Consider the following 25,123-nt stretch of genomic DNA (forward strand, 5'->3'; position numbering starts at 1 on the left):
GATGACGCGATATTAACCAATGTGTTGGTTCAGGTATTTTTTAATGAGGTAGCCCTGAGTAGCGGCCAAGGGATCGGAAATCATCCCGTATAGATCGCTGTAAAAATCTGAAAAATACCCGCCAGGTTGTTAGGATGTAGGTGCATCCCAATGTTCGCCTATCTAAGATTCAACCGAACCCTATGGAATAAGGAAAATGATTCCGGCATTGATACTTTCTAGGCTAAACTTTTTAACTATTCAGTATCTTTCAGGGTTTAGGGAGTAGATTGTTAATTTCTCAGACTGACTAACAGGACGTTGCAGAAAAAGCTTACAGGGGCATATTTACGCTTTTATGAAATCAATAACCTGCTGCCTCAAAATGGACAATCACTAAATAAACAGACAACAACATAGCTTCAGGAGCGGGGTACACATTGGAACTTTATCTTGACCAACTCGCGCTGCTTTGGCAGCAATTTCTGAGCTTCGTCACGCCGAATAGCGCAAAACTGAACGAACCGGAACTAATCGTACGCATGCTCATGCAACTCTTGTTGCTGATGGGATCGGCGGTTTTTTCGAGTTCGGAAACTGCGTTATTTTCGCTGACGCGACTGGATTTACAAACCCTGCACAATCAAAATCATCCGCAGTCATCGACCCTCCATACCTTATTGGAACAACCGAGGCGCTTGATCATCTCCATTTTATGCGGCAATGAACTGATCAACATTGCCGCTGCCGCCAATATGACGGTGATCTTGATCGAGCTGTATGGAGAAAGCAAGGCCGGCTGGTTCACACTGTTTGTCATGGTGCCGCTATTATTGGTATTTGGCGAAGTGACGCCCAAAACGATCGCAGTTTCCAATCCGGTTGAAGTCAGCACACGCATCGTCATCCCAGTGATACGCAACTGGATCAAACTGGTCGCGCCGTTGCGCTGGCTGGTCTGGAAGGTATCCGACCGAGTCACCACGTTTCTGGTCGGCCAAGAAAAATCGCCCGACAATATTCTTCATGTCGACGAATTCCGAACCCTAGTCGATGATGTCGTGAAAACCGGGCAATTGGGTAGCAACCAGAAATTGATGATCTTCAATCTGCTTGAAGCCGGCGCCACCGAAGTGGTCGAAATCATGATACCGCGCACGAAAATGCCCTTCATCAACGGCAAATGGCCGGTGGACAAAGTCACCAATTATTTTCGCCAACACAAACAGTATCGTATTCCCGTTTTCAAAAACCATCATGACAATCTGCTCGGCTTCGTCCATGCCGACGATGTCGCGTCCCTGTTGCTTGAGCCGGAAAAACAGGACACCACCGAACTCGCCGACTTGATTCATCCGCCGATCGTCGTACCACTAACCAAGAAAGTCGATGAAATGTTCGATTTTTTCAAACTCAATAACGCCAGAGCCGCGGTAATCCTCAACGAATTCGGCGGCGTCGAAGGCATGGTCACGCTAGAAGGCGTGCTCGAGTTCGTGTTTGGCGAGATCTGCCCGAAAACCGAAATGCCGGGCGTCATTCATGAAGCCAATACCGAGATCTACGACGTGCCGGGCGACATGAAGCTGATTGATTTCGAAGACCTGACCAACTTCGTCATCACCGATGCGCGCATGACCACCATCGCCGGCGTCCTATTTCGCCGCCTAGACCGTCTGCCGAAAACCGGCGATCGCGTGCAATTAGATGATTATTGGTTGACCGTGCTAGAAATGGATGGTCACCGCATCGCGCGGGTGCGCGTTTCCCGTGGCGAGGAATCGAACGCCGCTTTCAATAACGAATATAAAGAAGGAGAACAGTGATGACGATTCTGGTCACACTACTATTGATGCTGTTGTTGCTGCTGTTGAAAGGCTTCTTCTCCGGCTCGGAAATCGCCTTGGTCAGTTCCGACAAAATCAAACTACGGCATCAGGCCCGTATGGGTAATAAAGGCGCTCAAGCGGTGCTAAAACTGTTTCAGACCCCGGATATATTGCTAGGTACGACGCTGGTCGGCACCAATATCGCGACCGTGGCCTTGACCACGCTAGGAACGTTGTTATTGGTCGACCTGTTCGGCAACGACGCCGATTTATACGCCCTGCTGATCTATTCGCCGTTGTTCCTGATTTTCGGCGAAATCGTCCCGAAGAGTGTTTATCAGCAACACGCGACCTTGATAGCCCCCTATCTGATTCGCATCCTGGCGCTATTTACCAAGTTGTTTTTCCCGTTGATTTTCATATTCTCGCGCATCGCCCGCTTCATCGCCCATCTGACCGGCAGCGTTAAGGCCGATTCGAGCCTGTTTATCTCACGCGAACAAATACGCTCCATCGTCGAATTAGCGGAAATGGGCAGCAACTTGGACGTGTTCGACCGTTACCGCATCAAACGGGCGATACGATTTTCCGACACCACCGTCGGACAAGTCATGACGCCGGTAGCCGATATGGTTGCGCTGGACAAGGACAGTTCCTTGGAGAATGCGGTCAGACTATGTAAATCGCTCAGTTTTAACGACATCCCGATTTATGACGGCAATATCAGCAACATCGTCGGCGTACTGTCCTTGTCGCCGTGGGATATCATGGAATTGGACCTTAAAAACGACAAATTAAGCGACATTATTTCGCCGGCCTTGTTCGTCACCGAAAATCAATATCTGGAAGAATTGTTCCTACTGTTCGATAAACAAGACTGCCGGACTGCGATCGCGGTCGACGAATTCGGCACCTGCATCGGCATGATCGATAAACAGGACTTGTATGAGGAAGTGGTCGGCGATCTCGAAGAAACGCCGGAGGACCAATCGCGCCGGCGTTACCGGAAACGCATGATGTGCCAGAAACTTAGCGAAGGCTCGATGCTGATCGACGCTAAGGTTCCCATTTCCGAAGTCAATGAAATCCTGGGCACGAAAATCAACGGCCAGGACTACTTTTCCCTGGGCGGCCTGATGTTGGCGCACCTCCACCACCTGCCGGCGGTCGGAGAAAGCTTTGAAGACTACGGCTACCGCTTCACCATCGATGCGATGAGCGAGCGGGCAATCAAGACCGTACGCGTCGATAAGCTGTCCTGAACATCCCGCCTTCCGGAAGCGCACCTTAGACGCGAAAGGCGTTTCGACGATTTCACCCCCCCTCGTTCAAGCTTGCGCATCGACAGACCGAAGCAGGAACGATGAATGTAATGTTCTTTGTAACTATTCAGTATAAAAATGCTTTTACTATCAGTTACTTGCTCCAGAAGACGCCGTAAATATGTCCCTATAGGCTTGGATGCGACATCCTTGCCGCATACACTTCTTCCGCAAGCAATTGATAGTAAAAGAAAAATTTTCTTAGTATCAAGCTGAATAGTTACTTTTCTTTAATTTCAAAGGGCAGCGACGTGACTACTTAATGCCTGACCGAAAATTGATTATCCCTAAAATAATCAATGGGATATAATGAATTCCGGGAAATGAGTTTTCAGCCCAAAATCACGATTGTTGCGTTGCTCAATCCGTAAGGTACTGATTTTAGGTGAGCGCCGCCATAAAAATTTACGAAAACCAGAAATCTTCGTCCGTTGAAATCCTATGCGCACCGTCAAGAATCCGCAAATGAGCCTCGGTCAGGTCGATATTGCCGACATCGAGATTAACCTCAAATCCAGAGACGACATCCCGCAACTGCTGCTAGGGTTGCAGTACATCTATACCACGCCCGAACTGCGCGACCGTGTGTTCGCCATCCTCGAGCAGGTTATTCCCTACCGAAGCGGTCAGGGCCTTAGCGAAGCAGAGCGTCAGCAACCCGCTGACCCAAGGCGCGGTCGGCCCGGCCTGGAACAATGGAAAATTCTAGTGCTGGGCGTTTTGCGTCTGGGCCTGAATACCGACTACGACCGCATCCATGAACTGGCCAACCACCACAATACCATTCGACAGATGCTGGGCCATAGCGACTGGTGTGACGACACGAAGTATTCTCTCCAGCGCATCAAAGACAATCTGAGGCTGTTCACCCCGGAACTGTTCGATCAAATCAACCAGGAAGTGGTCAGAGCCGGCCATGCCCTGGTAAAAAAAAAGCCAAACGCTGGGCCAACCGTCCGCAGTGACTCGACTGCCGCCGCGACGGTCGACCACAGCGATAAACTGAGAGGGCGGTGCGATTCCTTTGTGGTCGAAACCGACGTCCATTTTCCGACCGACATCAACCTGCTGTATGATGCGATCCGCAAAGCTATTGAAGAGAGTCATACGCTGGCGAAACACTATGACCTGCCGGACTGGCGTCAATACCGGCACAACATCCGGCGACTCAAACAACAGTACCGAAGAGCTCAACAGCTCAAACGCTCCACCAGCCAGGATGAAAACAAACAAGCCGTACGGGAACAAGCCATCCAACAGGCTCATCAGACCTACCTGGACCTGGCGAGCGCCTACCTGGGCAAATCCGAGCGCACCTTAAAACAAGCCCTGGACCGTGGCGCCCTGGCCGATGAAACGCAGCCGTTGCAATCCTACCAGGCCTATGCCCGCCTGCTGCTGGACCAAATTGAGCGCCGCGTCATACGCAGCGAAACCATCCCTCATGCCGAAAAGATCTTCTCCGTGTTTGAACCGCACACCGAATGGATCAGCAAAGGCAAAGCAGGCGTCCCGGTTGAGTTGGGTTTAAGGGTCTGCGTGATGGAGGACCACCATCGCTTCGTTCTTCACCACCTAGTGATGGAAAAGCAAACCGATGACAAAGTCGCCGTCGACATGGTCACCGAAACGCGCCGGCGCTTCCCCGAACTGACCGTGACCAGCTTCGACAAAGGCTTTCACAGCCCGGCTAACCAAAAGGAACTGAAAAATCATCTGGAACAGGTGATTCTGCCCAAAAAAGGCCGACTCAGCGCCGCGGATCAAGCGCGGGAAGGCAGCAATGCTTTTAAACAACTACGCCACCAACACTCCGCCGTGGAATCGGCCATCAATGCCCTGGAGCATAACGGCTTGGATATCTGCCCCGACCACGGCCTCGATGGCTTCAAACGCTATGTCGCACTGGCGGTCGTCTCGCGCAATATCAAACGGTTGGGCGCCATCCTGCGTCAGCAGGCGCAGGCGAAAGAAAAACGCAAGCGCGGCCCCTACCAACAAGCGGCCTGAACAATACCATCGGAGCGAGAAAAGGCTCACTACAGGATAGTTGCGCCCGCAGACCGGTGAATGGCCCGCTAATGAAGAAATCAGACGAGACAGCGATGGATTTTTTCCGGAAAATGGCCTGGGTTGATCAAAATGAGTGTGGCAAAAGTTGGGTATCGGTTGAAAAAAAGGCTTTTTCTGTCAGACACTACTTAGGGGCATGCGCAAGCAGATATTCCTTCATTGCCACGGCATGATTGCAGTCAGTATCGCGGGCGGCAAACAACAGCGTTAACCGGCCCTGCCCCGCTTTTTCGATCAAACGAGCGAGGGCGTCTTGCTTGACATCAAGTTCAGCAAAATAACGACGCTTGAAAGACGCCCATTTCGACGGATCATGGGCGAACCATTTTCGCAATGTGGTGCTAGGCGCGGTGTCCTTCAACCAAAGATCGACCTGAGCCCGCTCTTTTGTCATGCCGCGCGGCCATAGCCTATCGACGAGAACACGAAAACCGTCTTCATCGCTGGCGGGGTCGTAGATTCGCTTCGTTCGGATATCCATCATGGACTGCCCCCCGCTGATACTCAGTAGCGAATCAAACGGGCTTATTCCCTGCAATTCACTTTGGCGTTCAAAAAGGGCATGGGGTGTGTTTGGCGAGGATGTCGGCAGCAAGGATGCTGCCGTCAAGCCCCCAGGGATGGGTTTACGGCGCTCCTCGACAGACACACCTCATGCCCTAAACCCTGCAAAAATACTCAAACTGGGAATTACTGGCTTATTCCCGCCTTGCAACTTAATCAACGCTCGTTAAAATAGCGCTCACAATATTTTTTCAGCAGATCTCGCGCATCATCGCTGCTTCCCAGCACCATGCCGGCCAACAAGGTTAGCGTGATGCTACGCCCCGGATTCTGTTCAACCCAGTCACGAATTTCCGGGTCCAGCGATTCTTGCAGCGCCGCTTCCAGTGGATTATGGCGCTTTGTGCGGCGTAATGGCCTGCATCGACGCCTATCGAGTAGGCTGAATAAGCGCGCGAAGCTCAAAACGATCAGCGCCAATATCAGATAGACCGCCGCCGTCAACAAAGCCGACACATCCGCTGAAAAATACTGAGAAAAGTTATAAAACAACGCCACAGCGCTGAAGCCCAGTGCAATCAGAAAAAAAACGAGCGCGATCGCAATCGCGATGCTATGGATCTTCAGTCTGTAACGCAGGCTCATGATTACCCGATGTTATCATCCATGGCTTTTATTCAACGATCCAGCAGTTTGCCGATCAACACCCCCACCCCAAATGAGATGGCCAGGCTGGTGAGTGGGTTAGCCTTGACTTCACCCTCCACTTTGCCGAACGAATCTTTCACTTGTTGTTGAGCTTGTTCGGCCGCGTGTTGGAAACCCTCCTGCTTTTCTCCGACATAAGCCGATGACATCGTTTTGATTGTCTTAGCCAAGTCGGCGAAATCTTCACGCAATGCCTCGAGTTGTTTTTGCAATTCCTCATTGCTAGCTTGTTGTGTCGCCATAATGCTCATCTCCTGGGCGTAGTGGAATCGTCTGCAAACTTCAACATAACGACGTTGACCAAAATATGCAAGGATATTTCATCGGCCATTTAGTTAAACATGACTCTCCGACAACTTACAGCCCTCTTCACCCAGCACCTAAACAATCCTAGAATGTAAAATGTAGTCCAGTAGCGCTGTAATTTAGGTGCTGGGTGAACGGCATCTTCTAGAGCAAGTAACTGATGGAAAAGGTATTTTTATGCTGAATAGTTACTAAAAACCTGAAGTTTCCTAAAAACGCCTCAAGCCACCATGCGTAACAACACCGTGACCAGCGAATTTTTCATGGGATTGGTGGGTTTATGGCAAAGCCTATCAAAATCTTCACTCAGTGAGGCTTCGGCGATGAGGCGCCGGACATCGGAAAAGGCGAAACTCGTCCGCCCCTTGACCTTGTGCCGACGTTGCGGATCCGCTTTGATGCGATCGGCGTACATCCAGGTGACCGTGGTGGCCATCATACAGAAATGCAGGTGGTTTATCACGGCCTGGGCATTCCGGCTCTGGCATTTTTGACTGCCAATGTCTTGCTTGAGTTCTTTAAAGCCGGACTCGATCTTCCAGCGAGCGCCATAATATTCGATGACCTGGGTGACCGACAAGTCGAGATCGGTCGTAAACAAGGCGACCCACTGGGTTTTACGAAACACCCACACGACCTTGATGGGGCATTTTAAGGTCTTCAGCATGACGGTTTTCTCAACCGCCAGTACTTCGCGTACTTTGCCATACAGGTTAACCTGATAGGCAGCAGTTTGCTGCCGGAGCGCGTGCGCTCGGTCGGTCACGGTCCCCAGACGCTGGCCGTATTTACGGGGCGTCCGCGTGTCTTGGCATCGGCGGACCGGGCGTCGGGGAGCGCATAGAGCACCTGGTTGCTGCGCAATCGGGATAACAGGTGAAAACGTTCGCCTACCGTTTGGCGCACCGGCTTCCATAACCCTGATTCCCAAACCAGCTGTCGGTGACCGCCAGCATTGGTGTCGAAGCAAAGTGACCGGCGACGGCGATTAGCAATTCCGCCGCTTGCGTGAGTTTGCTTTGAAACGGCGCGACTTGGCCTTTGATTTTGGCGGTTTCCTTTTGTTCGGCGATCATGTGACGGGGTAAGTAAAACGAAAGCCCAAAACAAACAGGCCTAACGACCTTTGACCTGCTTCAGTAAGCCGATCGACACCACATTTTGCGCCCAGGGGTAACGGCTTTGATTCGCTTTGGCGGCATGATCGAAAATCGACGCGCAGCCGAAAATGTGTTGACCCACTTTGAGGTTGATAAAATCGTCCAAGCCAATCAATAAGCGGCCATCGGTCGTGGGGGACGGAATCAATCCCCACAGCGTCGTCCAAAGCCTTTCCCAGGGCAGTGTCGACGAAGCCATGAAGGTATAGAACCGCTTTTGCTTAATCTCGATCCCGAACAAAGTCTCCAAGGCCCGCCATAAATTAGACGACATCGATGAGGTAAACGGAACAATCACGGCGAGCAGCGTGTAGACAAACAAAGAAGCTCGCTCCCGTCCCAGATCAGTCTCGGAAAAATGGGCTTGGAGAGGGCGGAGAAGATCGCGTAAAATGAACATGAATGAGGCCCTTTTGTTTGTGTAATCAATGATTTAGAAACCAATATTATACTACAAAAGGCGACCTCATTCACCCATAAGCTATTGTTTTTAATGAGATTCGGCATAGCCTAACAATCAATATTAGAGCCGGCTAATGTTTAAGCTGAATATTAGCATTATCTGATATTCCTTGCCCTCAAAAAATTGGGAAACTTCAGCTAAAAACGTAAGACTAGCCATTCAAACCGCAAAAATATCTTGAAATTTTCAACATTGCCCCTATCTTCTTGTCGAATCAATCGTTGATAGCTTGTATTTCTGAATCATCTCGCTTGCAAAGGAATTTAGAGCAATGTTTTTTTCGACTGATAGACGCAGCAAACCGGCGCGTCCTCCGCCCCTGCTGAGTCAACTGTAGGATAAGTTAAAAATCATTTGGGCTACACCCGCCGCCTAGCCCAATAATCTTCGATAAGCAACAAACAAACAAACATTCATACATATCGTTCGATAAGGAGGACAACATGCTGGAAGTCAGCGACTTGACCCGTCTCTACGGCGACTTTGTCGCGGTAGACCGAGTCGGTTTCAGTATCGGTCAAGGCGAAATCGTCGGCCTGTTAGGGCATAACGGCGCCGGCAAAACCACGATCATGAAGATGTTGAGCGGCTACCTGGAGCCCAATCAAGGACGCATCAGCATCGACGGCATCGATCTGACCGATGACGCCAAACAGGTGCAGCGTACCCTGGGCTACCTGCCGGAAAGCCTGCCGATCTATCCGGAAATGAGTGTAGCCGACTACCTGGACTACGCCGCGGAACTGAAAGGCCTGACAGGCGATCACAAATATCTGGAAATCAAGCGTGCGATCGGCGCCACCGCAATCGCCGATCGCCTGCTATCGCCGATCTCCACGCTATCGAGAGGCTATAAGCAAAGGGTCGGCGTCGCCCAAGCCATTCTCGGCCAGCCCAGATTGTTGATTCTAGACGAGCCGACCAATGGCCTGGACCCCACCCAAACCGAACAAATGCGGCGGCTAATCCGAGATCTCGCCCAAGATGCGACGGTGATTCTGTCCACCCATATCATGCAGGAAGTTGAAGCCCTATGCGACCGGGCATTGATCCTGCGCAACGGCCGACTGGCCGTGGACGCCAGGCTCGACGAACTACGCCATAGCAATCATCTGCTGATTGCGACGACGCTGGCGCCGCAATCAGCAGAGCAACGGCTACGCGCGCTAAACGGCATCGAAAACCTGGAAGTATTGAGCCATGCCGCCGAACCGGAGGGCGGCTATCGCTATCGCCTGACGCTATCCGAACGGGACGCCTGCAATACCATCAGCGCCGCACTGGCGAAAAGCATCATCGAGGCCGGCGCCGAACTCTATCAACTGCATCCAGAACAGCGCGACCTGGAAACCTTGTTCCGAGAAGTCAGCAACGCCACGGTCGAGACCAAAGCAAAGGAGGAATTAAGCGATGCAGCCTGACAGCCAAGCCCTGCCGTTAATTCGCCGGATCGCCGGCAAGGAAACCACCCTATTTTTCGCCTCACCGATCGCCTATCTGTTTCTGGCGACCTTCGCGGCAATCACCCTATTCATTTTTTTCTGGGGCGAAGCCTTTTTCGCCCGCAATATCGCAGACGTGAGGCCGCTGTTCGAATGGATGCCGGTGCTGCTGATCTTCCTGGCCAGCACTTTGACGATGCGGTTGTGGAGCGAGGAAAGACGCACCGGCACGCTGGAGCATGTGTTGACCCAGCCGGCGCCGCTGTGGCATTTCGTTATCGGTAAATTTGCCGGTTGCCTGACCTTGTTAGCCACCGCGCTGCTGATCACGCTGCCGCTGCCGATCACCGTGGCCTTAATCGGCGATCTTGATTGGGGCCCGGTCTGGGCCGGTTATCTGGCCACCCTACTGCTGGGTGCGGCCTATCTGAGCATCGGCCTATTCGTTTCGGCTCGCAGCGATAACCAGATCGTCAGTCTGATCAGCGCCACTGCGTTATGCGGCGTGTTCTATCTACTCGGCAACGAGGCCATCACCGATTTCTTCGGCACCCGGACCGGCGAATGGCTGCGTCTGCTCGGCAGCGGCTCCCGCTTCGATTCGATCACCCGCGGCGTCATCGATCTACGCGACCTGTATTATTATTTCAGCATCATCGCCGTATTTCTAACCCTGAACACCTACGTGCTGGAAAAGGAACGCTGGGCGACCACTGAAACGACGCCACATCATAAAAGCTGGCGTATCGTCACCGCACTGCTGCTGGGCAATGCCTTGGGCGCCAATCTCTGGCTCGGCCAGATTCAAGCCTTGCGGGTCGATGTCACCGAAGGTGATCAATACTCTATCTCGGAAGCCACCGAGCGCTATCTAAACCAACTGCGGGAACCCTTGTTGCTGCGCGGTTATTTCAGCAGCAAGACTCATCCGTTGCTGGCGCCGCTAGTGCCGCAACTACGCGACCTGATGCGCGAATACGAAATCGCCGGCCACGACAAGGTCCGAGTCGAATTCGTCGATCCGCTGAAAGAACCGGAGCTCGAGCAGGAAGCCAATCAAAAATACGGCATCCAACCGATACCGTTTCAGATTGCCGATCGTTACCAATCGGCAATCGTCAGCTCCTATTTCAACATCTTGGTTCAGTATGGCGACGAACATCAGGTTTTGGGATTTCGCGACCTGATCGAGATCCAAACCCGTAGCGAGACCGACCTGGAAGTGCGGCTGCGCAATCCTGAACACGACCTGACCCGAGCGATCAAGAAGGTATTGAACGCCTATCAGGCCAGCGGTAATTTGTTTGACACCGTCAAGGGCGAATTGACCTTCAACGCCTATGTCTCGGCCGACGTCACATTGCCTGAAGAACTGGTGGTATTCAAAAAAACCGTGAAATCGGTGATCGAAGACATGCAGGCGCAAGCCGACGGCCGTCTCAGCGCCAACTTCATCGACCCTAATGCCGACGGCGGTAAAGTCGCCCGCCAAATCGCCGAAGATTACGGCTTTCAAGCGATGGCCGCCAATTTATTCAGTGAGCACCACTTTTACTTTTATCTGACCCTGGCTAACGCTGAACAAGTCGTGCAGATTCCGCTAGACGACATGAGCGAAGACAGTTTTAGGCGCAACCTGGAAGCCGGCATCAAACGTTTCGCCAGCGGCTTCACCAAAACCGTCGCGATGGTCGCTCCGGCAGGCAATCCGGCTTATGCGCGCTACGGCATGGAAGGCCCCCAATTCAGCGAACTGGAAAACTTTCTCGGCGCCGAACTGAATGTGCAACAGGAAGACCTGGATGACGGCCATGTGTCCGGCGAAGCCGATATCCTGTTATTGCTCTCGCCCACGGATCTAAACGAGAAACAACTGTTCGCGGTCGACCAGTTCCTGATGCAAGGCGGCACCGTTATCGCCGCCACCTCGCCGTTCAGCGCCACGCTGACGCCTCGTACGCTGACCGTGCAAAAACATCACAGCGGCCTATCCGACTGGCTCGCGCATCATGGACTAAGCTTGCAAGACAAGCTGGTGCTGGATCCGCAGAACTCGGCCTTTCCGCTGCCGGTCACACGCAACGTCGGCGGCTTCCAGTTACAGGAATTGCGCATGCTGGATTATCCCTATTTCATCGACTTACGCGGCGAAGGCCTCAATCAGGATCATCCGATTACCGCGGATCTGCCGCAACTGACGTTGGCCTGGGCGTCGCCGGTGGTCGTAGACCAGGAAAAGCAAAAACTGCGCACGATCACCGAGTTGCTACGCAGCTCCGAGCAATCGTGGTTATCCGCAGCTACCGACGTGATGCCGCGTATCGACAATAGCGGCCAAACTCACTATCAGCCTGAAGGCGAAACCGGTTCGCAACTATTAGGCGTGATCAGCGCCGGACGTTTCGATTCCTACTTCGCCGGCAAGCCTTCGCCATTACTGAAGAAGGAGGAAAGCTCCAACGAAGAATCCATCGAAGATGACGACGTTGCCGCTTCCGGCGTGATCGAGCATTCTCCACAATCGGCCCGCATCATCTTGTTCGCGTCCAACGACTTTCTCAACGACCAGATGATCCATCTGGCCGGCTCGAGCAGCCGCAGCGAATACCTGAACTCCCTGCAATTGGTCGCCAACAGCATCGACTGGTCGCTGGAGGATGCCAGTCTATTGAGCATCCGGACGCGCGGACACTTCAACCGCACCCTTCCGCCCTTGGAACATGGCGAGCAATTGTTCTGGGAATATCTGAATTATGCCCTGGCCGCCATCGCATTGGGTATCGTCGCATTGCTGCAACGGCAGCGGCACAAGGCGCGACAGCGGGAATATTTACGTTTATTGGTAGATTAAGGAGGCATGCGATGACAAAACTTCAAACCTGGTTAAGCGGACTGCTGCTGGCGCAACTGCTGATTGCCGCGGCATTGTTCTGGGGCGGCTTGAAGCCGCGGCAAGAAAACCAGGGACTAGCCTTATTAAGCTTTAACGCGGAGCAACTGGAGCGGATTTTAATCAGCGACGGCGAGCATAGCGTCACGTTGACTAAATCCGGTGATGACTGGCGGATTCCGGCCTTGCAGAAACTGCCGGCGGACGCCGACAAATTGGAAAGTCTGCTCGACAAACTGCACGACTTGAAAAGCGGCTGGCCGGTTGCGACCACAACAAGCAGCCATCAACGTTTCGAGGTGGCGGAAGACAAATTCCAGCGTCGCCTGCAGTTGTATCAGGGCGACACGCTGGCCGGAGAGCTCTATATCGGCACTGCATCCGGTTTTCGCCAATCGCATATACGCCGAGCCGGTGATAATGCCGTTTATAGCGCTAAGCTGAACAGTTTCGATTGGCCGGCGAAAAAACAAGACTGGCTGGACAAGTCCCTGCTCGCGGTCAGTAAAATAAAGCGCATCAAGGGACCGGATTATCAGCTGAAGCAACAAGAACCTGGCTGGCATTTCATGGCAACGGAAGACGCCGAAGACCCAGCTCCTGAATTAAACCAGGAAGAAGCGCGACAATTGGCGGCGGCACTGAGAAACTTGCGCGTGTTGGCGGCGACCGATCAGGCGCCAGATCTGCAAGCGGCCGGAACCGATGTGATCAGCCTTGAGGTTTCCGGGCCTCAAGGTCACTGGCGCTACCGTTTCATCAACGCCGACGGAAAGTATTATGTCAGCCGTGATGACAGGGAGACTATTTTTACGCTGAGTCAGTTCGACTATGACCGCATCGCGGCAATAGATCTGAACCAGCTGACCGAGGCCAGTCCTGAAGCCGCCGAACAGTCGACTGAAACGCCTGAGGGAAAAGACGATCGGTAAGCAACGAAGCTTTTAATGAAATGAATTAGTTCAGCTCATGGCGGCGAGCATATTCGCCGCCAACCGGGTTAATTGCTTTCCATCGTCTTGATGAAGGCGTTGGCCTCATCGATCGAGTTTTCCATCGCGATAATCAGCGATGAGATATCCGCCTTGACCGTATCTAGCTCCCCCTTCAACGAGGCAATCGCCTGCGCATTCAAGTTGTGCTTTAAATATAAAACCTGATCTTTAAAAACGGCCAAAACCGGTTCGATTTTCGCTTCTGCCCGTTTCATCGCGGCGATCAACTGCTGGTAATGGTTGCGAGTATTCGCCAGTTTTCTTGCACTGCTCCTTCTTAACGAAGCGCTGCTGTATTGCTGAAGTTCTTCTTCCCATTCGGCAAACAACGCTTCGGAAACATCTTCGATATCCTCGATACGCTTTTTAACCTCGTCGGCTTTGTCGACACTGGCGAGATATTCAGTATTTAATTTGTTATAAACCTGCTCTAGATCCCCGCCCCTGTAATTGGTGACAGCGGTAAATTGTTCCAAGGCCGATTTGAACTGCTCCTTGGTTTCTTCCTGGGTATCACGGGCCTTTTCAACCCGATGAACCATGACCTCCCGTTTGGGAATACCGATCTGTTCCAAGGTGTTGTAATACATGCTGGAACAGCCGGACAGTAATAAGAAAGAGAAAAACGCTGCTGAGAAATTGTTTAATGTCATGATCGAACCTGTTGAATAGCCTGTTGCCGGGTCAAGTTGTTAATGGCCTGAGTAAAACAAATTAAAGATTTCGTCGAACTGACTATAGGCTTGTTCCAGAATAACCTCCATTTCCGGCGCCGAAATACCCAAGCTATTGGCGATGACGGCATTGTGCTCGAGTTCCAATTTTGAATAATAATTCGCCAACCGAGTCATTGCCGAAATTTTGAAATAACGGCCGGTATTATCCGGATAATTATGCAGCCTGATGCTTTCGACAATAATATCAGGCAGTTTCCAGCTGCGACAAAGCTCGGCGCCGGTCCGATAGTGATCAAAACCTATCACCTGATCTTCAACGGCGCTTTGATCTTCCAGCGTTATGTCCTGCTTGGACTGCACCAAGAGCTCGACCTCTCTGGCTAATTCGGGAATGCGGCGAAAAAAAACCAATTGACCGATATCGTGCAACAGTCCGCATAGAAAAACGGCATCGCAATATTCTCTCCCCAAATAGTCGTCTAGTTCCCTAGAAATTAATGCGCATTTCAGACTCCTAGCCCAAAAATCATGCATCGAGATAATATCGCCGGGTAAATCGGAGAAGCGTTCGATAATCACGGCGCCGAGAATCAGGTTCTGCAATTCCTGCAGACCTATGATGGTAACCGCTCTGTTTACCGAACTAATGCGGGAAGGAAAACCATAAAAGGCGCTATTGACGATTTTCAACAATTTAAGGGCTAACGCCGCATCCTTTTCGATCACGAAGGCGGCATCGGTCATCGACTTATGTGGATCTTCGATAACTTTTTTCAGCTCGAAATAAATCGCTGGCGGCGAAGCCAGTTGTAAATCGCCTTTCAGCAGATCCGAAACTGTTAAATCTGATTGTAAAGAAGTGACCATAAACTATTAAGCTTTCAATTCTTAAAATAATGCCTATACTAAAATAGAGAAGGACAAATAAAAACTAATTAAACACTAGACCTTCCACGAAGAATTACAAGTTTTGTCGCCATATGTTATATCGCCGCCAACCGTGATGCTCGGAATAATGCATTAGGTTCGGTTGTTAATTTAAAACTGCTGCTGTTGATGGATTCAATGAACGGCAGACTCACTGATGAGCTTGGTCGCTATTATGGTTAATTATAGTTCACTGCAAGATAAGATCATTATTGTCGCCGAACATGAAGAGGACTCAGCGCAAAAACTGATTGCCGTATTAACCGAAAATGGATTCCAGAATATTCGCATCGCCGAAGACGGCAGCAAAGTCTATGAAATCTTAAGACCCTTTTATAACCGCCCCGAACAAATCGGGCTGGTCATTATCAATGATCAATTGCCGCAATGCCAGGTGCGGGAAATGTGCCTAAGCCTTTCCTGCGCCACCGATGGTTCAATCATCCCCTTCATCGTATTGAGTAAGGAGATCGTCGATCCGCATTATTTTTGCGCCCCGGATAATAGCGAAGCTCATAATCAATGCCTGACTCAAGCGATGCAATACCCGCTTAACTATCATGAATTACTGCTGTTAGTGGGTTTTCAATTAAACATGAAACATGAACGCTTTCTCAGGCATAAGCAGGAAGAAAGGCTGATCAATGAGTTAGCGGAACGCAAGGTTGTCGATTCAAAATTGAAATATCTGGTCGTCCATGACGAGTTGACCGGCTTGTATAATCGCAACAATTTTGAGCGTCAACTGAGGCTGATTCTGAATCGCGGCAAGGATTTAACGCCCAATGGCGCCTTGTTGTTCATTGATGTCGACCGCTTCAGCATGATCAATGAGCTGGAAGGTTTTGAAGTCGGCGACCGCTTGCTGGTGGAATTGGTCGTATTGATCAGGAAATTCGTTTCCGCTAAAAACCTGTTCGCTCGCATAGGATCGGATGAATTTTGTTTGTTCCTAGAAAACAAAAACGAAGGCCAGGTATTGACCTATGCCGAAAAAATAAAAAAAGCGGTCGAGGAATTTCGTTTCTTCACCGGCGAAGTCTGCTACAGCATCTCGATTTCCATCGGCATTTCCACGCTGAATGCCGCCAGCCATATCTATCATCCCAGCGAACTGGTGTTGCGAGCCCGCCAAGCCTGTAATAACGCCAAGGAAAACGGCCGCAATATGTTATGGCTGTTCAATGAGAACGATGTCGCCGTCAAAGAAAGAAGACGCGATATTTATTGGGTGCCGCTGATCAAAAAAGCCTTGCTGGAAAAAGAATTATTCCTCGTTTATCAACCGGTCGTGGCTCTAAGTAGCGGTGAAATCTCCCATTACGAAGCCTTGATCAGAATGAAAGGCGAAGATGATGTGGTTATTTCGCCCAATCAGTTTATTCCGGCGGCCGAACGCATGGGACTGATCCATAGCATCGACCTGTGGGTCGTCGAAACCGCGATCGACTTTTTGGCCGGTCTGCCTGCCGACATGTCCCATGTCTCTCTCGCGATCAACCTCTCTAGCACGGCGTTTCAAGAAACGAAACTATTGCAGACCATCAGAGACAAACTGGAGCTCACCTGGGTTGACGCCAAGCGGCTGACCTTCGAAATCACCGAAACAGCCGCCTTTCAAAACTATGAGAAGGCCCGCGACATGATCATTAAAATCAGGGCATTGGGCTGTAAGTTCGCATTGGATGACTTCGGCGCCGGTTTTTGCTCGTTCAATTATCTTAAAAGCTTTCCGGTCGATTATGTCAAAATCGACGGCCAGTTCATTCAGAACCTAAACAACGATGAAACCGACCAGGTGTTAGTCAAGTCGATGGCGGAGATCGCCGCCCGCCTGGGTAAAAAAACCATTGCCGAATTCGTCGAAACTCCAACGACGATCAAAAAACTAAAGGAGTACGGCATTGATTTCGGACAAGGCTATATTTTTGGCAAACCGGAAATCAACTTACTACAAAGTAACAGCATGTCCATCATGAACTTAATGCAGCCCCCACCTACGCAGGGACCCGGCATGGCCGAACAAATCCCAGGAAATTAATGCCTAATTAATCTTCCTCCCGGTTAAAGCACGTCCTTTTCAGCGTCTATCAGTCACCTCCATGATGCCATTCAGTCGCGATTCAGCCGCAAATATTAGATAATAGACAATCCGTCTCGGGTCGACAACGACAGATTGCCTGTCGATCCACGACAGAACGATGTTGAGCTAAAACTCATCGATATATTGCAAACAACACCCCGAGATTTAATGGCGAAAAAAGTAAAAAGCAAAGCAAAGACAAAAGTCACCAAAAAGAATCAGCGCCAAAAGCGACCGATGTCATGGTTAAAAAAAACCTTACTCTATAGCCTGATATTCGCCGGATTTGTGTTCTTTTCCTATCTAGGCTATCTCGACTACACCGTACGCAAACAGTTTGCCGGCAAACGCTGGTCGATACCGGCCCGCGTCTACGCCAGTCCGGTCGAACTCTATACCGGCTATGAACTGAGCCTCAAGAAATTCGAAGAACTGCTTAGCCAATTAAATTATCGGCATGATTATCACCTTGCCTCGCAAGGGACTTATTACGTCAAAAAGAATCAAGTTTATCTAAAAACCAAGAGTTTTGACTTCTGGGACACACAACAAAATAGTCAATCATTAAAGATCAGTTTCCATGGCTCCCGCGTTGATCGCATCATCAATCTGAGCAATTCCGGCAATCTGGCGATTTATCGCATGGATCCGGTGCAAATCGGCAGTTTTTACCCCACCCGCAAGGAAGACAGGATCCTGATTAAATTGGAAAATACCCCGGACGCCCTGATCCAAGGCTTGTTGGCGACCGAGGACAGAGACTTTTACCAGCACTTTGGCGTGTCTTTCAAGGCCATTGCCCGAGCCATATGGGCCAACCTAAAGGCCGGCGGCGTCGTTCAGGGCGGCAGCACGATCACCCAACAATTAGTCAAAAATTTTTATTTGACCTCGGAACGAAGCCTATGGCGCAAAGCTAACGAAGCGCTGATGGCGCTAATTCTGGAGTATCGCTTCAACAAAGATGATATTCTGGAGGCTTATCTAAACGAGATCTATCTGGGCCAGGATGGCGCCAGCGCCGTCCACGGCTTTGGCCTGGCCAGCGAGTTTTACTTTGGCAGACCGCTTGAGAACCTATCCCTGCACCAAATAGCGACACTGGTCGCGCTGGTCCGCGGCCCTTCGTATTACGACCCGCGGCGTTATCCCGACAGAGCGGTAAAACGGCGCAACCTGGTGCTCGATGAAATGCAGCATCAGGGCTTCATCACCAAAAGGCAGGCGCAGGCGGCAAAACACGAGAAATTAGCGGTGATTTCTCGGGTCCATCGTTCGGCGAATCGCTACCCGGCCTTTTTAGACTTGGTGAAGAGGCAGTTGAGACAAGAATACCGGGAAGAAGACCTGACTTCGGAAGGGCTGAGAGTCTTCACCACGCTGGATGTGACGATCCAAAATGAGTTGGAAAACACCTTAAAAAACAAATTACCGCATCTGGAAAAAAAATCTAACGTCAATAAACTGGAAAGCGCCGCCGTTGTCACCAGCCGGGACAGCGCCGAAATCGTCGCGCTGGCAGGCAGCCGACATGCCTCCTCGGCCGGATTTAACCGGGCCCTGGATGCGATCCGCCCGATAGGTTCATTAATCAAGCCCGTCGTATACCTGACGGCGCTCGAGTATCCGAATAAATACACCATCACCACTAAAATCGACGACGCAGCGATCGAAGTCAAGGGACCGAAAGGCAAGGATTGGAACCCGAAAAACTATGATAATCAAGAACATGGCGAAGTTGAATTGCATACCGCGCTCAGTCATTCCTATAACTTAGCCACCGTCAGGGTCGGGATGGATGTCGGCATCGCCCGAACGGCTAAAACCTTGCGCAACATGGGCGTCAGCAGAGAGGTCGATTTATTTCCGTCGTTATTGCTGGGCGCATCGCCGCTAACGCCACTGGAAGTCACGCAAATGTACCAGACTCTGGCCGGCGACGGTTTTGCCTCGCCATTACGCTCGATACGCGCCGTGATCGCCGCCGATGGCGAACGCTTGCAGAGCTATCCTTACACGGTAAGACAAACGATAGACCCTGCGGTCACCTACATTACCAATACCATATTGCAGGAGGTGATGAATGAAGGCACTGGTCGTTCGGCCTATCTGTATTTGCCGAAGACCCTGGGTCTGGCCGGCAAAACAGGCACTACCAATAAACTAAGGGACAGCTGGTTTGCCGGTTTCAGCGGCGACTATCTGTCGGTGGTCTGGTTGGGGCGAGATGATAACAAACCCGCAGGCCTGACCGGCGCCAGCGGCGCCCTGCAAGTATGGATCCAATTGATGAAAGAGATCGCCAAACAACCGGTCAACCTAATCCCACCAGACAACATAGAGATGCAATGGATCGACCCGGAAACCGGCTTGCTCGCTAATGAACACTGTGCCGAAGCCCATTTATATCCCTTCGTGCAAGGTTCGGCGCCGACGGAAACGTCGCCATGTGTCGAAACTGCGGTAGACAAGGCGAAACATTGGTTCAATGACTTTTTACAAGATAACTTTTAAGATGATGCTAGCAAAAATTAGACTACTGATCCCGTTAATCTTCGCCGTCAGCCTTGCTCAAGCGGCGGAAACGCCCGAACAGCAACTGAAATCATTTCTATCTTCCACCCGATCGTTGACCGCCGATTTCAAACAGGTTAGTTTCGATCAACACGGCAATCCGGCGCAAACCAGTTTCGGCGTATTTTATTTGCGCAGACCGGGCTATTTCCGCTGGCAGTATCAAAAACCTTTTATTCAGGAAATTATTTCCAACCAAGACAAAGTTTGGTTTTACGATGCCGATTTGGAACAGGTCACCATCAAAACTATCGACGATTCACTGGGCGCCACCCCCGCCTTGTTGTTGAGCGGAGAAATCGATTTGGAAGAAAGCTTCCTGCTGAAGCAGCAAGGACAGGATGAAGGCCTGAACTGGATCAAGTTATCGCCCAAAAACGAGCAAAGCGGCTTTAAATATATTTTGATCGGTCTCAGTGAGGGCAAGTTGGCCGGCATGGAATTGAGCGACAACTTCGGCCAACTGACCCGAATCTACTTTAGCAACCTAAAACTTAATCCGTCGCTGACCGACGAAACATTTCACTTCGAGGTCCCGGAAGGCGTCGATGTCTTCGGTCAGTGAAACCCACCCTAAACCCTTGAAGCGGAACCTCATGGACCGCTTCGTCAGCTAAGTTCATTCACACTTGCTGATCTTGCCGACGCGCAACAACTCGGCGAAGGCCTCCGCCGGCACCGGCTTGCTGAAGAAATAGCCTTGTACTTCATCGCACTGTTTGTGTTTAAGATACTCGAGCTGCTCGCGAGTCTCGACGCCTTCCGCGACAACTTTAAACCCGAGACTGTTGGCCATGCCGATAATCGCGGTGACTATCGCTTCGTCGTCGGGGTCGAAACAAAGATCGCGTATAAAGGACTGGTCGATTTTTAGCTTATCGATTTTATAGCGTTTTAGATAGCTGAGCGATGAATAACCGGTGCCGAAATCGTCAATCGAAAGCTTGACTCCCAACGCATTAAATTGGTCCAACATCCCGGTCGTTCTGCCGCTGCTATCCATTGCGATCCCCTCGGTCATTTCCAATTCCAGCATCGACGGATCGAGCTTATAGTCGCGCAAAGCCTGAACGACTTTCTGATAAAGCGCATCTTGACGAAATTGCGCAACAGAAATATTGATCGCGACCGGAACGATCGGCAAACCGGCCGCTTGCCAGTCGGCTATCTGGCGAACCGCTTCGAGCAATACCCAGTCGCCGATTTCGCTGATCAGCCCGCTTTCTTCGGCGACCGGTATAAACAGACCGGGGGAGAGCATGCCTTTGGAGTGATGTCGCCAGCGTATCAGTGCTTCCGCACCGATGATACGCCAGCTTTCGACATCGACCTGCGGCTGATAATACAGGCGCAATTCCCCTTTCTCCAGAGCTTGGCGTAATTCATTTTCAATTTCCAAGACATGTTTGGCATGATCGTGCAATTGACGGGTAAAAAACTGAAAATTGTTGCGCCCATTTTCCTTGGCGCGAAACAGCGCCGCATCGGCCGACTGCATCAACTGTTCGAAATTTTCGCCATCCTGCGGATATTCGGCGATGCCGATACTCGCAGTCAAGGTGAGAGAGTGGTCGTTGATGACAAAAGGCAGAGCCACTTGCGTCAACACTTTTTGTGCGACATGCGCCGCTCCTTCGGCGTTCGTTTCTGGCAATAATAGGATGAATTCGTCGCCGCCCTGTCGGCTCAACGTATCATCGGGATGCAAATGGCTAGTCAAACGGACGGACAGTTTTTTGATCAGCTGATCGCCTATCTGCGGTCCTAACGAATCATTGATGATTTTGAAACGGTCGATATCCAGGCACATCATGACAACTTGATGCCCCGCTCGATGTGCCGCCGCCAAGGCCAATTGGGTGCGGTCGCGCAACAGCGTACGATTAGGCAAGTGGGTCAAGGGATCGAAATGACTCAAGAACTGTATACGTTCTTCGGCGGCCTTATATTCGGTCAAATCGCTCAAGATGCCTACATGATGGGTGATTTTTCCGCCCTGATCCCTGATGACATTGATCGAGATCCACTGCGGATACAGTTCGCCGTTTTTGCGCCGATTGACCACCTCGCCCTGCCAATGGCCGCGGTCGATAATATCGCGCCACATCGCTTGGTAAAATGACTGGTCTTGCTTGCCCGAGGATACCAGCCTGGGAGTCATGCCGATCGCTTCTTCGGCGGAATAACCGCTAATCTCGGCATATGCCCGGTTGACCGAGACAATGTTGTTATCGGCGTCGGTGATGACGATGCCTTCCCGACTGGATTCAAACACTTTTGCATTGAGGCGCAGCTGCTGCTCCGCCGCCACGCGTTCGGTAATATCCTGCATCGTGCCTTGCAGCGCCACCACCTCGCCGCAATGATCATGCTTAAACTCTCCTTGCGCCTCGATAAAACGTACGCCGCCGTCGGGCATGACTATTTTGAACTCCAGTTTGGACGGCGTTTTGCCTTCCAGATATTTATCGATCCATGTCCGCATAGCCGTTCGCTCTTCGACTGGGAGCAATTGCAAAAATGCGTCAAAACTATGCTCGAATTCGTCGGGAGACACTTGATAAAGACGGTAAGTCTCGTGCGACCAGGTCAGCCTGCCCGATGGAATATCGACGCGCCAGCTGCCGATCTTGGCGATGCGCTGGGATTCTAACAACAACTCCTTTCTAAGCAGCAATTCCTCTTCGGTCTGCTTGGCTTGGGTAATATTCAACCAGGCTCCGACGATGCCGGAAGGATCCCCATTCTCATCCCGGTTCACCAACAATTGATCTTCTATCCACAGGTAATGGCCGTCGGCATGACGAAAACGATATTGATGATTCAATAGCCCGGTTTCGAACAAATGCTGCTGGGCCTGCAAAACGGTTGAAAGATCGTCGGGATGCACATGATCCCGCCAAAAATCCCGTCTATGCAAGTCTTCATGGCTATAGCCTGTGACCCGTTGGGCGTTGGCGCTGACAAAATCGACCCGAAAATCGCATTGCATTAAATTGCGCACGCTCAGCGAGTAAATAATAGCCGGATTGATATCGATGATATGAGTAATGCGCTGATAGGCCTTATCCAGATCCTTGGCCAACTGCTGACGCTGATCTTCCCGATCAAAATTATCAAGCGCAAAGCTGATGTCGACGGCCATTTCCCTTAACAAGGCCGTCGTTTGCTCATCAAAAGCCTCTTTCTGGCCATGATAAACATTCAATACCGCGTAAGACTGACCGCTGCGCTGAATCGGAAAGGAAGCCGAGGAGCCGAAACCGAAACGCTGCGCCCTACTTCGCCAACACCGCGTCATCGGATCGCTGAGGCAATCATTGACGATCACCGAGCGATTTTCTCGTAGCGCCGTCCCGGCGGGCCCGCAACCTTCGTCGAGATCGCCGTTTACCGATAGTCTCAAACCGTGAAGAAAACCGACGCCGCTGCCGTAAGCTTCGGCCGGCGCGATGTCTGAACGCTTCGCATCTAGATGACCGACCCAGGCCATTTTCATGTTGCCGAAATCCACCGCGCAGCGACACACCAGCGGCAGTAATTCGCTTTCATCGTCCATGCGAATGATGGCCTGATTCATCTCGCTCAAGGCGCGATAAAGTTCGCTCAGTCGTCGAATTTGCCGTTCGGTCTTCTTACGTTCGCTTAGGTCGCGCAGGATCGCTAAATGACAGTCATTATCAAGCCAACGCACATTGACCTCGGCCATTGATTCGCTACCGTCCTTGCGCCTATAGCTCCATTCCTGCAAGTGTGGCTTGCCGCCCATGCTTTGATCGGCGGCCGGCTGCAAAAGAGGCAGCTCATTTCTGGCCAGTATATCGGGCAGACGTCGCTTCATCAGCTCTTCGCGTGTGTAACCCAACATTTGCAAGGCGACGGCGTTGGCGTCGATAAAGTGAAAATCCCGACTTACCAGTAGAACGCCGTCGCCGGCCTGATCGAACAATTCTCGATAGCGCAGCCTTGCAAACGCGTGCCTTCTGGCCAGCAGCCAAGCGATCCACGCCAACGACAGTGTTAAGACAACGCCAAAGAGGGCCGCCATGACTGAACGCTGACGGTTCGAGATGCGGGCTTCGAAAACAGGCGTCGTTCTCATCAGCAACGCCCAGTGGCGGCCGCCTATATCGAGTCGACGACGCGTTGTTAAGCTATTTTCATCCTGATTGGCCGTTTCCCCGATTGCGCCGGATCGATACATCAACGATAGTCCGGAGCGCGGAGCTCCGTCATGGATTTCGATCTCTATACCGGGGTCGACCAACCCGCTCAGCCCCGCCATCAGATCATTCATACGAAAAGGCACGTCCACCCAGGCGACAATAGCCTCACGCCGCGCGATCACGCTATCGGGATTCGCCCCCTTGCGGTACATCGGCAGGTACATGACGAATCCATAAACCCCCGGCTTGCCGGCATCCTGGATCAGGGTGATCCTGGAAGTAATGGCGATATCGCCCGAATCGCGAGCCCGCTCCATCGCCGCCTTGGCCGGCGGAGCGGTCAGAACATCGAATCCCAATACCTTCAAGTTGTCGTCGTTCATCGGCTCCATATGAATGATGGGCGCATAAACAGGGCGCTCACCGACCGGCTTGAGCTGATAATCCGGTCTTCCATTGCGACGCATTTCAGCGACATGATGAATTTTTTCGTCTTTCGCGACGATTTTCACCAGACCGACGCCCTGGACACCGCTTTGATGGCGCAACTCCAAGGCCCGAACAAAGTCCCGGAACTCGTCTAAGGAAACTCGTTCGGAGCCTTCATAGAATCCTTTGACCCCACGCATCACCATTGCATAACTATGAACTCGGTTCAGAATATTATTAGCGGCCATGTCCGCCGAAAACTCGAATTCGGCTTGGAGTTTTTCAAAATCGTCTTGCTTGATATTGCGCCAAACATGAGCAGTGATAGCAAAGCCGCCCAATAATATGATGCTGGCCAATATCCAAGGTATGATGCGAAGACGAGCAGAATAATTTTTGCGTTCCACATTCATCGCACGAATCCCTGGACGCGACCTACAGGAACGCGACAGCACGCCAAGAAAGCAACTTGCTTCGGTGGGTCAGTGGAATAATCGGTCATGCGCTGTCATTGAATAATAAAGCTTAGTTTAATAAGCATTATAACCACACTAATATTAAGGGAGTTAAGGAATTTTCAGCTGCGCTATCAATGC

18 protein-coding genes are annotated in these 25,123 nt (G+C 51.3%); 9 read left to right on the forward strand and 9 right to left on the reverse strand.

The window, feature by feature from the left end; translation table 11 throughout:
* Positions 1-419: 419 nt before the first annotated feature.
* The 3 genes from Q9L42_RS14105 to Q9L42_RS14115 all read left to right on the forward strand — a co-directional run bounded on the left by Q9L42_RS14105 (position 420) and on the right by Q9L42_RS14115 (position 5,140).
* Positions 420-1,805: a hemolysin family protein gene (locus Q9L42_RS14105; protein WP_305907762.1), complete on the forward strand. Its 1,386-nt coding sequence runs from the start codon at positions 420-422 to the stop codon at positions 1,803-1,805.
* The gene (locus Q9L42_RS14110; RefSeq protein WP_305907761.1) at positions 1,805-3,070 is read left to right on the forward strand and encodes a hemolysin family protein; all 1,266 of its coding nucleotides are present in this window, start codon (positions 1,805-1,807) and stop codon (positions 3,068-3,070) included. Before Q9L42_RS14105 ends, Q9L42_RS14110 begins: the two co-directional genes overlap by 1 nt.
* 501 nt (positions 3,071-3,571) lie before the next feature.
* Entirely contained in the window at positions 3,572-5,140 is a 1,569-nt protein-coding gene (locus Q9L42_RS14115) for an ISNCY family transposase (RefSeq protein ID WP_349431278.1), read from the forward strand.
* Between the two features lie 187 nt (positions 5,141-5,327).
* Here Q9L42_RS14115 and Q9L42_RS14120 read toward each other — a convergent pair whose 3' ends face one another.
* The 6 genes from Q9L42_RS14120 to Q9L42_RS14145 form a co-directional block, all read right to left on the reverse strand.
* On the reverse strand, positions 5,328-5,687 hold the full coding sequence (locus Q9L42_RS14120; protein WP_305907760.1) for a DUF488 domain-containing protein: 360 nt from the start codon (positions 5,685-5,687) through the stop codon (positions 5,328-5,330).
* A 236-nt stretch (positions 5,688-5,923) separates the two neighbouring features.
* Positions 5,924-6,352 (reverse strand): phage holin family protein, encoded by a 429-nt coding sequence (locus Q9L42_RS14125; protein ID WP_349431279.1) that lies wholly within the window; start codon positions 6,350-6,352, stop codon positions 5,924-5,926.
* 32 nt (positions 6,353-6,384) lie between these two features.
* Positions 6,385-6,657 (reverse strand): DUF883 C-terminal domain-containing protein, encoded by a 273-nt coding sequence (locus tag Q9L42_RS14130; RefSeq protein ID WP_305907758.1) that lies wholly within the window; start codon positions 6,655-6,657, stop codon positions 6,385-6,387.
* Positions 6,658-6,941: 284 nt separating this feature from the next.
* Positions 6,942-7,487 (reverse strand): transposase, encoded by a 546-nt coding sequence (locus Q9L42_RS14135; RefSeq protein ID WP_349431280.1) that lies wholly within the window; start codon positions 7,485-7,487, stop codon positions 6,942-6,944.
* A gap of 124 nt (positions 7,488-7,611) precedes the next feature.
* Positions 7,612-7,797, reverse strand: a complete 186-nt coding sequence (locus Q9L42_RS14140) for a hypothetical protein (protein WP_349431165.1) — start codon at positions 7,795-7,797, stop codon at positions 7,612-7,614.
* Between the two features lie 40 nt (positions 7,798-7,837).
* Entirely contained in the window at positions 7,838-8,281 is a 444-nt protein-coding gene (locus Q9L42_RS14145) for a hypothetical protein (protein ID WP_349431281.1), read from the reverse strand.
* Positions 8,282-8,787: 506 nt separating this feature from the next.
* Between Q9L42_RS14145 and Q9L42_RS14150 the strand changes: the two genes are divergently transcribed.
* The 3 genes from Q9L42_RS14150 to Q9L42_RS14160 are packed head-to-tail and all read left to right on the forward strand — an operon-like array spanning position 8,788 to position 13,608.
* On the forward strand, positions 8,788-9,765 hold the full coding sequence (locus Q9L42_RS14150; RefSeq protein WP_305907756.1) for an ABC transporter ATP-binding protein: 978 nt from the start codon (positions 8,788-8,790) through the stop codon (positions 9,763-9,765).
* On the forward strand, positions 9,755-12,637 hold the full coding sequence (locus Q9L42_RS14155; protein WP_349431282.1) for a Gldg family protein: 2,883 nt from the start codon (positions 9,755-9,757) through the stop codon (positions 12,635-12,637). Before Q9L42_RS14150 ends, Q9L42_RS14155 begins: the two co-directional genes overlap by 11 nt.
* An 11-nt stretch (positions 12,638-12,648) precedes the next feature.
* Positions 12,649-13,608: a DUF4340 domain-containing protein gene (locus Q9L42_RS14160; RefSeq protein WP_305907753.1), complete on the forward strand. Its 960-nt coding sequence runs from the start codon at positions 12,649-12,651 to the stop codon at positions 13,606-13,608.
* Positions 13,609-13,676: 68 nt separating this feature from the next.
* Here Q9L42_RS14160 and Q9L42_RS14165 read toward each other — a convergent pair whose 3' ends face one another.
* On the reverse strand, positions 13,677-14,324 hold the full coding sequence (locus Q9L42_RS14165; protein WP_305907752.1) for a DUF2959 domain-containing protein: 648 nt from the start codon (positions 14,322-14,324) through the stop codon (positions 13,677-13,679).
* Between the two features lie 39 nt (positions 14,325-14,363).
* The gene (locus Q9L42_RS14170) at positions 14,364-15,215 is read right to left on the reverse strand and encodes an HDOD domain-containing protein (RefSeq protein WP_349431283.1); all 852 of its coding nucleotides are present in this window, start codon (positions 15,213-15,215) and stop codon (positions 14,364-14,366) included.
* Positions 15,216-15,450: 235 nt separating this feature from the next.
* Between Q9L42_RS14170 and Q9L42_RS14175 the strand changes: the two genes are divergently transcribed.
* From Q9L42_RS14175 to lolA, 3 genes are all read left to right on the forward strand, one after another.
* Complete coding sequence (locus tag Q9L42_RS14175) at positions 15,451-17,316, forward strand: GGDEF and EAL domain-containing protein (RefSeq protein ID WP_305907750.1); 1,866 nt, start codon at positions 15,451-15,453, stop codon at positions 17,314-17,316.
* A 210-nt stretch (positions 17,317-17,526) separates the two neighbouring features.
* Positions 17,527-19,872, forward strand: coding sequence for a penicillin-binding protein 1B (mrcB, locus tag Q9L42_RS14180; RefSeq protein ID WP_432648843.1), 2,346 nt, complete (start codon positions 17,527-17,529; stop codon positions 19,870-19,872).
* A 1-nt stretch (position 19,873) separates the two neighbouring features.
* Positions 19,874-20,497 (forward strand): outer membrane lipoprotein chaperone LolA, encoded by a 624-nt coding sequence (gene lolA, locus Q9L42_RS14185; protein ID WP_432648844.1) that lies wholly within the window; start codon positions 19,874-19,876, stop codon positions 20,495-20,497.
* A gap of 54 nt (positions 20,498-20,551) precedes the next feature.
* Here the strand turns inward: lolA and Q9L42_RS14190 are convergent, their stop codons facing one another.
* Positions 20,552-24,940: an EAL domain-containing protein gene (locus Q9L42_RS14190; RefSeq protein ID WP_349431285.1), complete on the reverse strand. Its 4,389-nt coding sequence runs from the start codon at positions 24,938-24,940 to the stop codon at positions 20,552-20,554.
* Positions 24,941-25,123: the final 183 nt, after the last annotated feature.

Origin of the sequence: Methylomarinum sp. Ch1-1, assembly GCF_030717995.2 — a bacterium.
Classification (GTDB): domain Bacteria; phylum Pseudomonadota; class Gammaproteobacteria; order Methylococcales; family Methylomonadaceae; genus Methylomarinum; species Methylomarinum roseum.

Bases quoted from the DNA above. Each gene is read 5' to 3' on its own strand.
- Q9L42_RS14110 (WP_305907761.1), top strand. From the start codon at position 1,805: ATGACGATTCTGGTCACACTACTATTGATGCTGTTGTTGCTGCTGTTG.
- Q9L42_RS14115 (WP_349431278.1), top strand. From the start codon at position 3,572: ATGCGCACCGTCAAGAATCCGCAAATGAGCCTCGGTCAGGTCGATATT.
- Q9L42_RS14120 (WP_305907760.1), bottom strand. From the start codon at position 5,687: ATGATGGATATCCGAACGAAGCGAATCTACGACCCCGCCAGCGATGAA.
- Q9L42_RS14125 (WP_349431279.1), bottom strand. From the start codon at position 6,352: ATGAGCCTGCGTTACAGACTGAAGATCCATAGCATCGCGATTGCGATC.
- Q9L42_RS14130 (WP_305907758.1), bottom strand. From the start codon at position 6,657: ATGGCGACACAACAAGCTAGCAATGAGGAATTGCAAAAACAACTCGAG.
- Q9L42_RS14140 (WP_349431165.1), bottom strand. From the start codon at position 7,797: ATGATCGCCGAACAAAAGGAAACCGCCAAAATCAAAGGCCAAGTCGCG.
- Q9L42_RS14145 (WP_349431281.1), bottom strand. From the start codon at position 8,281: ATGTTCATTTTACGCGATCTTCTCCGCCCTCTCCAAGCCCATTTTTCC.
- Q9L42_RS14150 (WP_305907756.1), top strand. From the start codon at position 8,788: ATGCTGGAAGTCAGCGACTTGACCCGTCTCTACGGCGACTTTGTCGCG.
- Q9L42_RS14155 (WP_349431282.1), top strand. From the start codon at position 9,755: ATGCAGCCTGACAGCCAAGCCCTGCCGTTAATTCGCCGGATCGCCGGC.
- Q9L42_RS14160 (WP_305907753.1), top strand. From the start codon at position 12,649: ATGACAAAACTTCAAACCTGGTTAAGCGGACTGCTGCTGGCGCAACTG.
- Q9L42_RS14165 (WP_305907752.1), bottom strand. From the start codon at position 14,324: ATGACATTAAACAATTTCTCAGCAGCGTTTTTCTCTTTCTTATTACTG.
- Q9L42_RS14170 (WP_349431283.1), bottom strand. From the start codon at position 15,215: ATGGTCACTTCTTTACAATCAGATTTAACAGTTTCGGATCTGCTGAAA.
- Q9L42_RS14175 (WP_305907750.1), top strand. From the start codon at position 15,451: ATGGTTAATTATAGTTCACTGCAAGATAAGATCATTATTGTCGCCGAA.
- mrcB (WP_432648843.1), top strand. From the start codon at position 17,527: ATGGCGAAAAAAGTAAAAAGCAAAGCAAAGACAAAAGTCACCAAAAAG.
- lolA (WP_432648844.1), top strand. From the start codon at position 19,874: ATGATGCTAGCAAAAATTAGACTACTGATCCCGTTAATCTTCGCCGTC.
- Q9L42_RS14190 (WP_349431285.1), bottom strand. From the start codon at position 24,940: ATGAATGTGGAACGCAAAAATTATTCTGCTCGTCTTCGCATCATACCT.